Genomic DNA, 14,926 nt, shown 5'->3' with positions numbered 1-14,926 from the left:
TGCCCGAGGGCATCTCTCCCTCGATTCGGCAGAGAAAGGACGCCTCATGGCAGGCAAGTTCGAGCTGTACACCGACAGTGGCGGCGGTCACCGTTTCCGTCTGAAGGCCGGCAACGGCGAGGTGATCGCGTCGAGCGAGAGTTACACCACGCGGTCCGCTGCGAAGAACGGCATCGAGTCGATCAAGACCAACGCACCGGGAGCCACGGTCGTCGAGCTCGACTGAGGCCCACCCGACACTTCACGAAGAGACCCCCTCCTGCTGACTCAGCGGGAGGGGGTCTTCGTACGAAGCAGGTCGTCCGACCGAGAACTCAGAGCACCCGGGCCAGGAAGTCCTGCGTCCGCGGATGCTGGGGGTTGGCGAGCACCTCGCGCGGGTCGCCCTCTTCGACGATGTGCCCGCCGTCCATGAAGATCAGACGCGATCCGACCTCGCGGGCGAAGCCCATCTCGTGCGTGACGACGAGCATCGTCATGCCCTCGTCGGCGAGCGAGCGCATCACCTGCAGCACCTCGCCGACCAGTTCGGGGTCGAGCGCAGACGTCGGCTCGTCGAACAGCATCATGTCGGGGTTCATGCACAGCGCCCGCGCGATCGCGACGCGCTGCTGCTGACCACCCGAGAGATGACCGGGGAACGCGTCCGCCTTCTCGGCGAGCCCGACCCGGCCGAGCATCTCCTTCGCGACCCGCTCGGCCTCCGCCTTGGAGCGCTTCTTCACGCGCTGCTGCGCGATCATGAGGTTGCCCATCACATCGAGGTGCGGGAACAGGTTGAAGCTCTGGAACACCATCCCGATACGGGTGCGCACGCGGTCGATGTCGACATCGGGATCGGTGATGTCGATGCCCTCGATGAGCACCTTGCCGCCGGTGGGCTCCTCGAGCAGGTTCACCGACCGCAGCAGCGTCGACTTGCCGGAACCGGAGGGCCCGATGATGCAGACGACCTCTCCGGCGGAGACGGTGAGGTCGATGCCCTTGAGCACCTCGTTGTCGCCGAAGCTCTTCACGAGCCTCTGCAGATCGATCGCGGGTGCGTGGACGTCAATCAGATCGGTGATCATCGCTGCCTCGACATCCTTCGTTCCAGGTACGCGCTGAAGCGCGTGAGGGGGATCGTCACGATCAGATACAGCGCCGCCGCCATGATCAGCGGCGTGCCGTTCGCGTTCTGCGTGCTCGCGTCGCGGGCGAAGTTCGTCAGCTCCTTCGACCAGATGAAGGATCCTGCGACGAAGAGCAGCGATGTGTCTTTCAACAGCAGCACGAACTCGTTCGTGAGCGGCGGGATGATGATGCGGAAGCCCTGCGGCACCACGATCCAGAAGGTCGTCTTCATGGGAGACATGCCGAGCGAGCGAGCCGCCTCCGTCTGCCCCTTCGGAACCGCCTGGATGCCCGCTCTGATGGTCTCGGCCATGTACGCCGACGCCACCAGGATCAGACCGATCAGACCGAGCACCACCGGTCCGCCGAGCTTCGTTCCCGGCACGCCGAGTCCGATCGGCAGGATGAAGGCGATGGCGAAGATCGTGAGAATCGCGGGAAGCCCGCGAAACAGCTCGATCCACGCCGTCGCGATCCATCGGAAGGGCCCGATGCTCGACAGCTTCAGCAGCGCCAGTACGACGCCGAGCAGCAGACCTCCTGCGAACGCGACGGCCGTGAACCACAGCGTGTTGACGAGCGCCGTCGTGATGATGCCCGGGAGCATCTTCGCGGCGATCTCCGGATTGAAGTAGAGCTGCGCGATGCGTACCCAGTCGGTGCTGACGATCAACCAGACGGCGACCGCGATCAGCACCACATAGACGGTGTACCGGTACAGCTTGCTCTTCGTGGTGCGCCTCAACGCCATTGTCAAGGTCTCCCCGCTCTTCGTGGCTCGCCGATTACTTCGCGGTGAAGTAGGTGTCGTAGATGGTCTGGTAGTCGCCGCTGTCGCGCAGATCCTGCAGCGCGCCGTCGATCGCCTCGCGCAGCGCGTCCTTCTCGCCCTTCGCATACGCGAAGCCGTAGGACTCGCCCGTCTCGTACTCCTCGACGATCTTGTAGGCGCTGTCGGCCTTCTCGTGCTCGAGGTTCACCGGCTGGTCCTGCAGGATCGCGTCGATCTGACCTGCCTGCATGGCGGGCCACAGCTCACCGTCGGAGGGGTACTGCACGAGCTGAGCACCCTCGGCGTTCTCGGTCGCGTACGACTCGCCCGTGGTGCCCTGCTGCACGCCGACGTTCTTGCCCGACAGGTCGTCGATCGACTCGATGCCGGAGTCCGTGCGGACGAGCAGCGACTGCAGCGACTCGTAGTACGGCTCGGAGAAGTCGATGTTCGCCTTGCGCTCGTCGGTGATCGTCATCGCGGAGGCGCCGATGTCGCACTGGCCGGCGGCGAGTGTGGTGCCCGACTGCAGAGCGTCGAAGCCGACGTCCTGCACGGCGAGCTTGAGGTCGAGCTCCTTCGCGATGGCGTCGAGCAGGTCGATGTCGAAGCCGGTGTAACCGGTGCCGTTGTCGCCGCCCTCGAACTCGAACGGCGCGTAGGGGATGTCGGAGCAGACCGTCAGCGTGCCGGCCTCGATGAGGTCGTACTCGTCGCCTGCCGCCGGCTCACCCGATCCGGCACCTGCCCCGGTCGCACAGCCTGCGAGGGCGAGGGTGGCGGTCGCGGCGAGCGCGATCCCGGCGATGATGTTGCGACGCTGCATGTCAGCTCCTGAAGGACGAGGGTGTGTTTCCCACGGACGGGTAGGAGAACATCTAAACATGCACCACCGGGCCGAACACGCCCCCAGCCGCCCCCAGCGGATCACATTTGTGTTGCAAGTGTGACCGAATATGACAGCCGTGTTACAGGTCAGACCTCGAAGTCGACGGCGGCACGCGATGCGACCACCGACCGCACGTACGCGACGACTTCTTCATGCGCCGGATGCACCTGGTACTCCTCGAGGGCGGCGATCGAGTCGAAGTCCGCGACGAGGGTGACATCCCAGTTGGTGCCGGGATAGGCCGCGTTCGCGCCCGCTGAGATGGAGCGCAGCTGGGGCACGACCCCGTCGAGGGCGTTGAGCCGACGCGCGACCTCTGCGGCCTGCTCGGCGCGCTCACCGGCATTCTCTGCGGCCAGCTTCCAGGTGACGACGTGACGGATCATCGCGAGTCCTTTCCCAGCGCGTCCTCCTGGACGGCCTCTTCGAGAGCCTCACGCAGCCGGTCGGCGGACAGCCGCCAGTGCGCGTGCAGGTCGCCGTCGATCAGCACGACGGGGATCTTCTCCCACCACAGCTCGTAGAGAGCGGGGTCGTCCTGGATGGATGACTCGACGATCTCGATGCGCTCAGCCGCGGCATCCGGAAGCTCGGCGACCACCGCGTCGATGATCTCGGAGGCGACGTCGCACAGATGGCAGTCGGGCTTGCCGATGAGGGTCAGCGTAGTCACGCCGACGGCACCTCTACCGAGCGCCCCTGCGCGATCCACTCGCCCGTTCCGCCTTCGACGTTCGTCGCGTCGTAGCCGCGGGACTCGAGCGCCTCGACGACGCGAGCCGAACGGCCACCGGCCTGGCAGATCACGTCGAACGACTCAGACGGGAGCTCTTCGAGCCGGTTGCCGATCTCGGACATCGGGATGTTGACGGCTCCGGGAACGTGACCCGCGGCGAACTCATCGACCTCGCGGACGTCGATGAGCGGGGTGTTCGAGCGCTCGGCGAGCTCGGTGACGGTGATCGACTTCATGGCATGCTCCTGCGACGAATGGGAAACCGGGGGTAGAGACACAAAGCGCCCGTCCGGAGACAGGCGCTCGTGTCTGGTCGCTTACTTCTTGTTGCGACGCTGGTGGCGAGTCTTGCGAAGCAGCTTGCGGTGCTTCTTCTTCGCCATGCGCTTGCGGCGCTTCTTGATGACAGAACCCACGGAAACCTCACTAAGTCAGTGGCTGGGTGTCGTCGGTGACGGACACCCGGGTACGGGCACGGAAAAATGCCTCGGATCAGTCTAGCAAATCGTGGAGCTCCTGCTGCACGCTCCTGCGAGACCGCCGCCGAGGGGTCAGCCCACGTCGGCGATGGGCCGCTGCAACGCGTCGGCGACCGCGGACTCCGGAACCCGGAAACTGCGACCGAAGCGGATGGCGGGCAGCTCCCCAGCGTGCACCATCCGATAGACGGTCATCTTCGACACGCGCATGAGCTCGGCGACCTCAGCCACCGTAAGGAACCGGACATCAGGAACCTCGGGCATCCCACGTACCCCTTTCTCGATTGTGCACACTCTATGGGGAACCTGGGACGCGTGTAAACCCGTGTGGCCTGTGTGATCAGTGGGGATGCGCGCGGCGTCCCCGGCGCAGAGTCCCAGCGGAGACATAGGATGTATGCCGGATCCGCTCAGATTGCTCTGAGACAGTGATCGCTCCGACTCACGATGGCACCATCCCGAGTCGACGCGGGCTGGGGCCCGCGGCTTCGCCCCTGACGACACGCCCCCCGATCGTCAGGGGCGACGTGTATCCGCAGTCGCTGTCAGGCGCCGAGACGCTTGAGCGCGGTCTCGACGACATGCTTCGCGGATGCGGCTGCACGACCGACGACCTCGGCAGCATGCGCGGCACTGCCTGGCAGAGGCTGTCCCGGGTAGTCGATGTCGGGCGCGTCGTCACCGTACGCGTCCATCAGGAACGGCACGAGCCAATCGTCGATGACCCCGAGGGGCTCGACGGCGAGGCTGTAGAAGCGACGCTGACCGTCTTCTCGCACGCTGACGAGTTCGGCCTCACGGAGGACCTTCAGATGCTTCGAGACGGTGGGCTGGCTGATGCCCAGGTCGGCGACGATCTGGCTGACGCTCGTGCCGGCATCCCCTTCGGTCGTGCGACGCAGGAGGAGCTGGAGGATGTCTCGCCTCGTACCGTCTGCGATCACGTCGAAGATGTCCGTCATGTGATCAGGGTAGTCGTCCCCGGCACGGAGTACCATGACGAAGGCTCGGCGATCGACGTCGTGCAGCCGCTGTGCGTGGCGATGGGAAAGCGAAGGGGGACTCGATGTCGGGCATCGTTTCGGCGTCGTCACCTCGACAGCGGCTGCAGAACGCGGCGTCCTGGGGCAAGCACATCATCACGTCGTCGCCCTCGCGCTTCGCGATCGTGATCTTCGCGCTCCTGATCCTCGTCTTCACCGTGCTGCTCTCGCTGCCCATCGCATCGGCGACGCGCGAGGTCACGCCCCTCGCCGACGCCCTGTTCACCGCGGTCTCGACCATCTGCGTCACAGGGCTCGCGACCGTCGACATGGCGACGTACTGGTCACCCTTCGGCCATGTGCTGATCTTCATCGGCGTGAACATCGGCGCCCTCGGAGTGCTCACTCTCGCCTCGCTGATGGGCATGCTGATCTCGAAGCGACTGGGGCTGCGTGCCAAGCTCCTCGCTGCCGGAGATACGAACCCTCTTCGCGCGCATGGCGGCGTGGTCAACGAGAGCCAGACCGTGCGCCTCGGCGAGGTCGGGCAACTGCTCACGACCGTCGCGGTCTCGGCCCTGATCATCGAGGGCGCGCTGGCGATCCTGCTCTACCCCGCACTCGTGATGGCCGGAGTCGAGCCGATCGCCGCGCTCTGGGAGGCGCCCTACTTCGCCGCGATGGCGTTCACCAACACGGGGTTCGCGCCGAATGCCGGCGGCGTCGCCGTATTCGCCGACGACTACCTCGTTCTCGCGCTGCTGATGGTGGGAGTGTTCCTCGGCAGCATCGGATTCCCGGTGATCTACACACTGGCCAAGCACGTCTGGCACGTGAAGAAGTGGTCCCTGCACACCAAGCTCACCCTCGTCACCACGGTGCTGCTGTTCGTGCTCGGCGCCGCGGTGTTCCTGATCCTCGAGTACGCCAACCCGAAGACCTTCGGCTCGATGGATGCCGCGGATACCACCTTCCAGGCGTTCTTCCTCTCGGCGATGACTCGCTCGGGCGGCTTCAACGTCATCGAGATGGACGATCTGAACGGCTCGTCCCTGCTCGCGGCGAGCATGCTCATGTTCGTCGGCGGCGGCTCGGCGTCGACCGCCGGCGGTATCAAGGTGACCACCCTGGCCGTGCTCGCCATCGCCGTGTGGTCGGAGGCGAAGGGTCGCCAGTCGGTCGAAGCCTTCGGTCGGCGGATCCCGAGCGATGTGCAGCGCGTCGCCCTCAGCGTCGTGGCGTGGGGCGCGACCATCGTCGCGCTCTCGACGATCATCATCGCCCAGATCACCAAGGCCGACATCAGCCACGTCCTCTTCGACGTCATCTCGGCCTTCGCCACCGTCGGTCTCTCGACCGGTCTCACCGCCGAGCTCCCCGATGCCGGTTCATACGTGCTCGCGACCACCATCTTCATGGGGCGCGTTGGTACAGTGACTCTCGCCGCGGCGGTCGCCGCGACATCGCGAACGCAGTACTACTCACTGCCCGTGGAAAGGCCGATCGTTGGTTGAAGTCCTCCGGGGCGACGCGCCCGTCCTCGTCATCGGTCTCGGCCGGTTCGGTGCCGCCTGTGCGGGCGAACTCGACCGCCTCGACCGCGAGGTGCTCGCGATCGACGACAACCTCGAGCTCGTGCAGAAGTGGTCGGATCGCGTCACGCACACCGTCCAGGCCGACGCCAAGAACATCGACGCCCTGCGGCAGATCGGCGCTCAGGACTTCCAGGTCGCCGTCGTCGCCGTCGGTTCCTCCATCGAGGCGTCGGTGCTGATCACCGCGAACCTCGTCGATCTCAAGGTGCCGCAGATCTGGGCGAAGGCCGTCTCGCAGTCCCACGGCAAGATCCTCGCCCGCGTCGGCGCGAACCACGTGATCTACCCCGAGCGCGAAGCCGGTGAGCGCGTCGCGCACCTCGTCTCGGGCCGCATGCTCGACTTCATCCGCTTCGATGACGACTTCGTGCTGGCCAAGATGTACCCGCCGAAGTTCATCCGCGGAGTAGGTCTGAACGAGTCGGGCGTGCGCAGCAAGTACAAGGTCACGGTCGTCGGAGTGAAGAGCCCAGGCAAGCCGTTCCGCTACGCCGAGGCGAACACGATCGTCACCAACCACGACCTCATCATCGTCTCGGGCACCAACAGCGACATCGAGCGCTTCGCCGCTCTCGACCGCTGAGCGACACTCGCACGGTCCCGCGTCAGGCGTCGATGTCGAGCGTCAGGTCGACGACGTCGTCGATCGTGACGCCCTCGCGGTCCTGAAGGACCTTCTTGATCGGGACGATGTACCCGCCGTCCTTCGGCCAGAGGGCGGTCGTCACCGTGGTGCTCCCGATCGTCACGGATGCCGGGATCATCCCCCACCCGTAGGTGACGACGCTCGCCACGTCGCCGATCATCTCGCTCTCGGTCGGCGGCACGGTGACGAAATGGAACGGCGCGGGACCGCGCCAGAACCAGATCGCACCCGAGAACCGCAGCTGCATGTCAGGCGCCGGCTGCCAGTTCCTTCGCCCGAGCGAGGGCCGCGGCCGCGGCATCAGCGAAGGTGCGGTCGAGGTGCGCGTCCTGCAGCACGGCCACCGCTCGCTCGGTGGTGCCCTTCGGACTCGTGACGCGCCGGCGAAGCTCGGACGGCTCCTCCCCCGACGCATCGAGCAGCGCGGTCGCCCCGATGAACGTCTGCTCCACCATGGTGCGCGCGTCCGTCTCGCTGAAGCCCATGCCGACGGCAGCCTTCGTCAGCTCCTCGATCAGCAGGTAGACGTAGGCGGGACCCGAACCCGAGATGGTCGACAGGGCATCGATCTGCGACTCGGGCACCTCGACGACGGCACCCACGGTCTCGAAGAGGCGGTGCACGAGCGCGAGGTCGTCGGCGGAAGCCGCTGCTCCCTTGGCCAGACCGGTGACGCCCTTTCCGACCGTCGACGGAGTGTTCGGCATCGATCGGATGACGCGGACGCCCGCGCCGAGGTTGTCGGCGAAGGTCTGCAGGGTGACGCCTGCCGCGAGGCTCACGACGATCGCGTCGTCGGCGAGATGCGGTGCGATCTCGCGCAGCAGATCGGGCACCATCGCGGGCTTCACGCCGACCAGCACGATGCGTGCCTTCGCTGCCGCTTCGGCATTGCCATCGGCGGTCTCGGAGAGCGCGATGCTCGTCACGCCGTCGAGCTCTGCAAGCGCCGCCGCCTTCTCGGTCGTGCGGTTCGTGGCGATGATGCCGCCGTCGATCCGGATTCCCGATGCGACCACTCCCCTGAGGATCGCACCGCCCATCGAACCGGCACCGAGGAAAGCGAGAGCGGGAAGAGAGTCAGCCATGTCGTCATCCTACGGCGGGCGCACCCGGCGACAGCGGGCAAGCGGATCTAGACTCGACGCATGAGTGCATCGGGCGGCAGCAAGGCGATCATCGCGGCATTCCTGGCGAATCTGGGCATCGCCCTGGCGAAGTTCGCGGCATGGGCGCTCTCGGGGTCGGCATCCATGCTCGCCGAGGCCATCCACTCGGTCGCCGACTCAGGAAACCAGCTGCTGCTCATGCTCGGCGGGCGGAAGGCGAAGCGAGAGGCCGACCGGGCTCACCCGTTCGGATACGGGCGCGAGCGCTACGTCTACGCGTTCGTCGTGTCGATCATCCTGTTCTCGGTCGGTGGCCTCTTCGCGATCTACGAGGCGATCGACAAGCTCACCCACCCGCACGAGCTCGATGCGACCTGGTGGTGGCTCCCGATCGTCGTGCTCGTGGTCGCCATCGGACTCGAATCGTTCTCTCTGCGTACCGCGGTGAAGGAGAGCAACCTGATCCGTGACAAGGACCAGTCCTGGGTGTCGTTCGTCCGGCGCGCGAAGGCGCCCGAGCTGCCGGTCGTGCTGCTGGAGGATGTCGGAGCACTCACCGGACTGACGTTCGCCCTGCTCGGGGTCGGTCTGACCGTGATCACCGGGAACCCGGTCTTCGACGCCCTCGGCACGCTGATGATCGGCATCCTGCTGGTGCTGATCGCCATCGTGCTCGGAATCGAGACCAAGAGCCTTCTCGTGGGCGAGGGCGCCACGCCCGCCGATCACGACCGAATCGTCGATGCGATCAACGCGGGTGACGAGATCGAGAAGATCATTCACATGAAGACGCTGTATCTCGGGCCCGATGAGCTGATGGTCGCGGCGAAGATCGCGCTCAACGCCGACAAGCCGCTGCGCGAGGCTGCGGTCGACATCGATGCGATCGAAGCCCGGATCCGCGAGGCCGTTCCGACTGCCCGGGTCATCTACATCGAACCCGACGTCTACCGACCGTCGCTCGACCCCGAGCCCTCCACTGACGTCTTCGTGCTCAAGTCATCTGACTGACGCGGTCGATCGGCTCAGCCGCGCTGTTGGGCCTCTCCGCCGATTCAGCGGCGCTGCTCGAAGAAGCCGCGCAGGAGACCGGTGGCGGCGTCCGCCTCGACCCCTCCGATGACCTCCGCACGGTAGGGAAGACGCCGGTCGCGGAGAACGTCGTACATCGACCCCGCCGCGCCCGCCTTCTCATCCCAGGCGCCGAAAACCACGCGCCCGACCCGCGCCTGCAGGATCGCCCCCGCGCACATGACACAGGGTTCCAGCGTCACCACGAGAGTGTGGCCGTCGAGGTTCCATGAACCGACGGACGCTGCCGCTGCGCGCAGCGCCTCGATCTCGGCGTGCCCGGTCGGATCGTGCGTCGCCTCGCGGTTGTTGCGGCCCTCGGCGACGATGCGACCCTCAGCGTCGAGCACCACGGCGCCGACGGGGATCTCGGACGCCGCCGCGGCTTCGGCCGCGAGCTCGAGTGCGCGGCCCATCGCGATCTGGTCGGCGGCGGTCATGCGTCGAGCCTACGGCAGACGATCGAGCCTCCCACGGCATCCGATGTCGTGCGGGGGCGTCCGGCGCATTAGCCTGTATCCATGCGTGTCCACGTCGCCGACCACCCTCTCGTCACCCACAAGCTGTCGGTCCTGCGCGACCACCGCACACCGTCACCCGTCTTCCGCCAGCTGACCGAGGAGCTCGTGACCCTCCTCGCCTACGAGGCGACGCGCAACGTGAAGGTCAGCCCGATCGAGATCACCACTCCGGTGACGACGACGATGGGCGTGAAGATCTCCGAGCCGCGTCCGATCGTCGTACCCATCCTCCGCGCAGGGCTCGGGATGCTCGAGGGCCTCGTCAAGCTGCTGCCGACCGCAGAGGTCGGTTTCCTCGGCATGGTCCGTGACGAGACGACATTCGAGCCGACGACCTACGCCGAGCGTCTTCCCGACGACCTGAGCGACCGCCAGTGCTTCGCGATCGACCCGATGCTGGCCACCGGCGGCTCGCTGGCGGCCGCGATCCAGTTCCTGTTCGACCGCGGCGCCAAAGACGTCACGGCGATCTGCCTGCTGGGCACGCCTGAAGGCGTCGCCGCCATCGAGGCACTCGTCGGCGACCGCGACGTCACACTCGTTCTCGGAGCTCTCGATGAGCGCCTGAACGAGAAGGGCTACATCGTTCCCGGTCTCGGCGACGCCGGCGACCGTCTGTACGGCACGGTCTGACACGCGCCGCCACTCGGCCCACCCCGCCCGTCGGGCCACCGCTCCCCTCAGCCAGGCTCACACCCTCAGCAGGTAGGCGCGTTCGTCTCCGTAGTGCGTGAACCCGGCTCTCGCGAGGATCGGCGCGGACGTCGCTGTGCGACCCTTGACGAGCGCGGTGGTCGCCCCGAGTGATGCGCTCACGCGCAGGCGCTCGGCAAGGACCGCCCGATAGGCGCCCCGACCGCGAGCCTCCTCGAGGGTGGCGGCGCCCCACAGACGAGCGAACCCGTCGACGATCGTGCAGCCGCCGGTGCTCACTGCCCGGCCATCGAGGCGCGCGAGCACTCGGACGTGGGTTCCGGCCTCGAGCCCCGAGACCACGTCGTCGAGTTCGGTCCTGAGCCCTTCTTCGTCGAGTGGCTGCTGCCGCCAGACGGGCACGTTGATCGCGTCGACCTCGCGCACCTGGTCGATCGTGCGCACGATCTCTGCTGCGGACTGCGGTGGAACGGCGATGGCAGCGCCGTCGATCTCGCGGCGAACACCGCGACCGTGTCGATGCGCTCGGCTCCGCGGCGGCGGATCTCGTCTTCGAGGTCGGGGCGATCGGATTCGTTGGTCCAGAACCGGAGCTCGCGCTCGCCCCAGGCTCTGGTGCGGTCGAGGGCGCGATCGAGCACCGCCGCCGCATCGGAGTCGGAGTCGACCTGCGATGCTCGCACGCCGCCGCCGAATCGCGCCGGATACCGCACCAGTTGCAGATCGGTCTTCTCGTGCTCGCTGTCGCGAGGAAACCACACCCATGCGGCGGAGGCTCGCAGGATCTCGTCCGTCGTGTGCATCGTGATGTCTCCCATGCCGGGGCGTCAGCCCGCCGCGCCGACCAGTCGGGCGAAAGCGCTCAGACGCGCCACGCCTTCGGGCGTGCGGGGAAGATCGTCGAGCAGCGCCGGCGAGTGGACCAGGTACGCCGCGACCTGGGCTCTCGAGATCGCCACATTGAGTCGATTCTGGAGCAGCAGGAACTCCGGGCCACGCGGAGCGTCGCGCCCGCTGGATGCGGCGAGCGACGTGATCGAGACCACAGCCTCCTTGCCCTGGAAGTTGTCGACGGTGCCGACGGGCACATCCGGGAAGCCGGCCGCTGCGAGTGTGTTGAGAACGAGCTGCCGCTGCGCGTTATAAGGCGCGACCACGATGATGTCGCTCTGCGCGAGAGGCCGCACCGTGGAATCCGTGTCGTTGTCAGTGAAAAGACGACCGACGAGATCTCGCACCAGCGCCACGACCTCTGCCGCCTCTTCGGGCGACTGCGTGGCGTTGCCGCGGTGTCGGAGCGGGACGATGTGCAAGCCTGGGTCGATCCCCTCGATCGACCTCAGCTCGGTGCCAGGGGCTGATGCCAGCTGGCCGGCGTATGCGAGCTTCGATACCGGGGCGGCGACGTGCGGGTGCATCCGCCAGGACCGCGCCAGGAAGTAGCCGTAGTCGGGTCTGACGACCGGATCGCCCCCCATGACCCACCCGAGCGCGGAGGTGTCGACGGGCTCGGGGTGTGCTCCCTGGCTCACCTGCGGAAGCTGCTGAGGGTCGCCGAGCAGCAGCAGCCGCTGAGCACCTGCGGCCACCGCGATCGTCGAGGCGAGGGAGAACTGGCCCGCCTCGTCGACCACGAGCAGGTCGAGGCCCCCTCTCTCCACGCGCGACGTGTTGCTGAAGTCCCAGGCCGTGCCTCCGACGACCGCCCCGTGCTGCGCGTGCTCGCCCAGGAACGATGCCATTCCGTTCTTCGGGATCACGGTGTACGACGGATCGGCCGAGGGTTCCTTCGGCGCTTTCGCGACCTGCGCCGCGGGGACGCCGTCGGCGACCACGCGCTCGAGCAGGTTCTCGATGATCGCATGCGACTGCGCCACCACGCCGATGGTGAAGCCGTGGTCGTTGACAAGGCGCGCGATCACCTGAGAGCCCGTGTAGGTCTTGCCCGTGCCCGGAGGGCCCTGTACGGCGAGATAGCTGCGGTCGAGGTCGAGGATCCCGCGCACGATCGCGTCGATCGTGTCGTCGCCCTTCTCCGGCAGCGGGCCGCCCGAGATCGTGCGCGGCGGTACGCGACGCAGGATGTCGGTCGCCGCGTCGTGCGGGAAACCCGGCGCGGCAGCGTGCACGGTATCGGCCCACTCGTCGATCGCGCCCTGCAGCGAGACGACACGCGGCGGCGCCGCCGGGGTCAGAGCAAGCGGCAGCTCATCCCACGTCTGCCCCTGGACCGCCGTCTCCGTGATCAGGTATCCGTCGTCGAGCACCTCGGCGACCGTGACCGTGTGCGGCACGTGCACGGCCCGAGACGGCACCTCGGTGTCGAACGGCGCCGGAACGGGGTAGAGCGCGAACGGCTGGGATCCGACACCGAGCGTGGTGCCCGGCGAGACCTCTCCGCGGATCTCGAGGTCACGCGACATCACTCGACGCCCCTCGGCGACACTCCACTCACGCCGGACCGCCGACGAAGTGCGGTCGACCCTCACCACGTCGCGCGTGCCGTCCCACATGGTGACCGGCTCGCGGAGTCGCTGGAAGTGCGACACCCAGAAGCTCTTCGCCTCGCGGGGGAAATAGTCGATCGCGGCGGCCGCGATGCGATGCACCTGCCCGTCTTCACCCGCATCGACCGCGCGCTCAGCGTCGGCGAGCAGAGCCACCGACCGCGGAGACGGTTCGTAGATCACCTCATCGGCCTCGTCGGGCGGCGCGGGATTCACCCCCTCTTTCTTCGCGATCTCGATCAGCCAATTGCGCAGGCGCCTGGTCGACACGCAGTCATAGCGGTTGTAGTCGGCGAGATCGGCGAACACCGCCTCGGCGTCATCCTGCTCCCCCGCGGCGGCCAGCTCACGCGCCGCGACATATTGGACGATGGAATCGTCGCCCTTCTGGACGTCGCTCGTGCGCACGTCGTCGCCCATGTACAGAGGCTCGAGCTTCTTGATCGAGTACGACCGCGATCCCACACGCACGGTGCGCAGCACCAGTGGATAGAGGTCGACGAATACCCCCTCGCGCAGCAGCCGATCGACCTCGCCCTCGCGCACGCCGTGTCGCGCCGCCATAGCAACGAGGTGTGCCGTCTCGTACGGGGCGTAGTGATAGATGTGCATGCCGGGATGCGCGGCGCGGCGCACCTTCACGAAGTCGAGGAATCGCTCGAGCGCCTCGCGCTCAGCGGCGAAGTCATGCGCCCAGAGCGCGGTGTACTGGTCGGTGTTGTCGACCCAACCGAAGAGGTAGTCGATGCCCCAGTGCGCCTGGCCGTCCGGTGCGGGTTCGGTGTAGAGGGGGTCACCCTCGAAGTCGAAGAAGATATCACCGTGGCTCGGCACGGGCAGCGTGTGGATCGCCGCCGCGTAGTGCACTTCATAGGTCGGTGCGCCCTCGGCATCCGCCCTCAGCTGCAGCTGAGCCTGCGCGCGCAGAGTCTCGAAGGTGTCGGTGTTCATACCTTCCGGAACATCGGTCGCCGCCGCCAGCGCGTCGATCGTCTCGATGCCTGCCATGCGCAGCCGCGCGCGCTGCACCGGCCGCATGCGCGCGACCATGAGCAGATCGCGATTCGCGATCACCTGCTCTTCGCAGGTCGCGCATCGACCGCACGCCACGATCTCGAGGTCGCCGCGGTCGTCGCCCCACGCGAGCGCCGCGTCGGAGGACGGGTCGCCGATCCTCCGGTCGGCGATCAGCGCACGCAACCGGGCCCTCCTCACCTGAAAAAGCGGGAGAAGGTCATCGACCGCATGGGTGCTCGTCGATCCGTCGCCGAGGAGGAGGTCGACCTCATCGGACCGCGGAATGCCGAGGCGGTCGAGCTGATCGACGTATGCCGCGAGCTGCATGAGAGCCGTGACCCTGGCCTTCCGGGCGAGCTTGGAATCCTGCACCCGCCAACGCCCGTCGTCGTCACGCTTCAGGAAATCGGCGAACCCGACGAACTCCGGGGTCGCGAACGCCGCCTGGAACACGACCACGGCGTCGGACCCGAGTGCCTGCACCGTCTCGTCGACGGCTGCCGCGAGAGCCTCGGCATCGACCGACGACACCTTCTCGACGCGGTGCACGCGATCGTCGCCGAGATCATCGATGTAGTGCTGGAGGACGTTCTGCTCATGGACGTCGCCCAACAGCGCGGCGCGCGCGAGGGTCGCGTCTTCAGGCTCTTCGACAGCGGGCACACGGCCGAGTTTGGCGTCGATCGCCCGACACCACGCGAACTCGCATTCGGCGGCCGCCTTGAGGTCGCTCGCGCTCCAGATGACGCGCTGCGCCTGAGTGTCGATCCGCACGTTGCTCCCGTTCTCTCGGATGCTTCGACACTAGCCGCGGCATCCGACACGGGATCACGA

General features: G+C 67.1%; 19 protein-coding genes. 5 read left to right on the top strand and 14 right to left on the bottom strand.

What is annotated here, in order from left to right; genetic code table 11:
- Positions 1 to 46: 46 nt before the first annotated feature.
- Positions 47 to 226 carry a YegP family protein gene (locus tag MRBLWH13_RS01660; protein WP_341956609.1) on the top strand — a complete coding sequence of 60 codons (180 nt, stop codon included), beginning with the start codon at positions 47 to 49 and terminating at the stop codon, positions 224 to 226.
- A gap of 88 nt (positions 227 to 314) precedes the next feature.
- Here MRBLWH13_RS01660 and MRBLWH13_RS01655 read toward each other — a convergent pair whose 3' ends face one another.
- From MRBLWH13_RS01655 to MRBLWH13_RS01615, 9 genes are all read right to left on the bottom strand, one after another.
- Positions 315 to 1,070 (bottom strand): amino acid ABC transporter ATP-binding protein, encoded by a 756-nt coding sequence (locus MRBLWH13_RS01655; RefSeq protein WP_341956608.1) that lies wholly within the window; start codon positions 1,068 to 1,070, stop codon positions 315 to 317.
- Positions 1,067 to 1,864 (bottom strand): amino acid ABC transporter permease, encoded by a 798-nt coding sequence (locus tag MRBLWH13_RS01650; RefSeq protein ID WP_341956607.1) that lies wholly within the window; start codon positions 1,862 to 1,864, stop codon positions 1,067 to 1,069. The genes MRBLWH13_RS01655 and MRBLWH13_RS01650 overlap by 4 nt, the downstream gene beginning before the upstream one ends.
- A gap of 34 nt (positions 1,865 to 1,898) precedes the next feature.
- Entirely contained in the window at positions 1,899 to 2,711 is an 813-nt protein-coding gene (locus tag MRBLWH13_RS01645; RefSeq protein WP_341956606.1) for a transporter substrate-binding domain-containing protein, read from the bottom strand.
- 149 nt (positions 2,712 to 2,860) lie between these two features.
- A complete protein-coding gene (locus tag MRBLWH13_RS01640; protein ID WP_341956605.1) occupies positions 2,861 to 3,160 on the bottom strand; it encodes a Dabb family protein in 300 nt (99 codons plus the stop codon).
- Positions 3,157 to 3,447: a glutaredoxin family protein gene (locus MRBLWH13_RS01635; protein WP_341956604.1), complete on the bottom strand. Its 291-nt coding sequence runs from the start codon at positions 3,445 to 3,447 to the stop codon at positions 3,157 to 3,159. The genes MRBLWH13_RS01640 and MRBLWH13_RS01635 overlap by 4 nt, the downstream gene beginning before the upstream one ends.
- Positions 3,444 to 3,746, bottom strand: a complete 303-nt coding sequence (locus MRBLWH13_RS01630; RefSeq protein ID WP_056309450.1) for a rhodanese-like domain-containing protein — start codon at positions 3,744 to 3,746, stop codon at positions 3,444 to 3,446. Before MRBLWH13_RS01630 ends, MRBLWH13_RS01635 begins: the two co-directional genes overlap by 4 nt.
- Positions 3,747 to 3,827: 81 nt before the next feature.
- Positions 3,828 to 3,926: an AURKAIP1/COX24 domain-containing protein gene (locus tag MRBLWH13_RS01625; RefSeq protein WP_003792170.1), complete on the bottom strand. Its 99-nt coding sequence runs from the start codon at positions 3,924 to 3,926 to the stop codon at positions 3,828 to 3,830.
- A gap of 135 nt (positions 3,927 to 4,061) precedes the next feature.
- Complete coding sequence (locus MRBLWH13_RS01620) at positions 4,062 to 4,253, bottom strand: helix-turn-helix domain-containing protein (RefSeq protein ID WP_042538977.1); 192 nt, start codon at positions 4,251 to 4,253, stop codon at positions 4,062 to 4,064.
- Positions 4,254 to 4,534: 281 nt separating this feature from the next.
- A complete protein-coding gene (locus tag MRBLWH13_RS01615) occupies positions 4,535 to 4,951 on the bottom strand; it encodes a metalloregulator ArsR/SmtB family transcription factor (protein ID WP_341956603.1) in 417 nt (138 codons plus the stop codon).
- 104 nt (positions 4,952 to 5,055) lie between these two features.
- On the opposite strand from MRBLWH13_RS01615, the gene MRBLWH13_RS01610 reads away from it, so the two are divergent.
- Entirely contained in the window at positions 5,056 to 6,486 is a 1,431-nt protein-coding gene (locus MRBLWH13_RS01610; protein ID WP_341956602.1) for a potassium transporter TrkG, read from the top strand.
- Positions 6,479 to 7,150: a TrkA family potassium uptake protein gene (locus MRBLWH13_RS01605; RefSeq protein WP_047520565.1), complete on the top strand. Its 672-nt coding sequence runs from the start codon at positions 6,479 to 6,481 to the stop codon at positions 7,148 to 7,150. The genes MRBLWH13_RS01610 and MRBLWH13_RS01605 overlap by 8 nt, the downstream gene beginning before the upstream one ends.
- A gap of 22 nt (positions 7,151 to 7,172) precedes the next feature.
- Here the strand turns inward: MRBLWH13_RS01605 and MRBLWH13_RS01600 are convergent, their stop codons facing one another.
- The gene (locus MRBLWH13_RS01600) at positions 7,173 to 7,460 is read right to left on the bottom strand and encodes a DUF1905 domain-containing protein (protein WP_341956601.1); all 288 of its coding nucleotides are present in this window, start codon (positions 7,458 to 7,460) and stop codon (positions 7,173 to 7,175) included.
- A gap of 1 nt (position 7,461) precedes the next feature.
- A complete protein-coding gene (gene proC, locus MRBLWH13_RS01595; RefSeq protein ID WP_341956600.1) occupies positions 7,462 to 8,301 on the bottom strand; it encodes a pyrroline-5-carboxylate reductase in 840 nt (279 codons plus the stop codon).
- 60 nt (positions 8,302 to 8,361) lie between these two features.
- On the opposite strand from proC, the gene MRBLWH13_RS01590 reads away from it, so the two are divergent.
- Positions 8,362 to 9,333: a cation diffusion facilitator family transporter gene (locus tag MRBLWH13_RS01590; protein ID WP_341956599.1), complete on the top strand. Its 972-nt coding sequence runs from the start codon at positions 8,362 to 8,364 to the stop codon at positions 9,331 to 9,333.
- A 44-nt stretch (positions 9,334 to 9,377) separates the two neighbouring features.
- Here the strand turns inward: MRBLWH13_RS01590 and tadA are convergent, their stop codons facing one another.
- Positions 9,378 to 9,833, bottom strand: coding sequence for a tRNA adenosine(34) deaminase TadA (tadA, locus tag MRBLWH13_RS01585; protein ID WP_341956598.1), 456 nt, complete (start codon positions 9,831 to 9,833; stop codon positions 9,378 to 9,380).
- A gap of 81 nt (positions 9,834 to 9,914) precedes the next feature.
- Between tadA and upp the strand changes: the two genes are divergently transcribed.
- Positions 9,915 to 10,547, top strand: a complete 633-nt coding sequence (gene upp, locus MRBLWH13_RS01580; RefSeq protein WP_056515754.1) for a uracil phosphoribosyltransferase — start codon at positions 9,915 to 9,917, stop codon at positions 10,545 to 10,547.
- 57 nt (positions 10,548 to 10,604) lie between these two features.
- On the opposite strand, the gene MRBLWH13_RS01575 is transcribed toward upp, so the two are convergent.
- Positions 10,605 to 11,012: a hypothetical protein gene (locus MRBLWH13_RS01575; protein WP_341956597.1), complete on the bottom strand. Its 408-nt coding sequence runs from the start codon at positions 11,010 to 11,012 to the stop codon at positions 10,605 to 10,607.
- Positions 11,013 to 11,395: 383 nt separating this feature from the next.
- Entirely contained in the window at positions 11,396 to 14,866 is a 3,471-nt protein-coding gene (locus MRBLWH13_RS01570) for a TM0106 family RecB-like putative nuclease (RefSeq protein WP_341956596.1), read from the bottom strand.
- Positions 14,867 to 14,926 lie beyond the last annotated feature (60 nt).

It is taken from the genome of Microbacterium sp. LWH13-1.2 (assembly GCF_038397735.1).
Taxonomy (GTDB): domain Bacteria; phylum Actinomycetota; class Actinomycetes; order Actinomycetales; family Microbacteriaceae; genus Microbacterium.
Note: the sequence above shows the minus strand (reverse complement) of the source record. Positions and strands in the feature narration are given on the sequence as shown.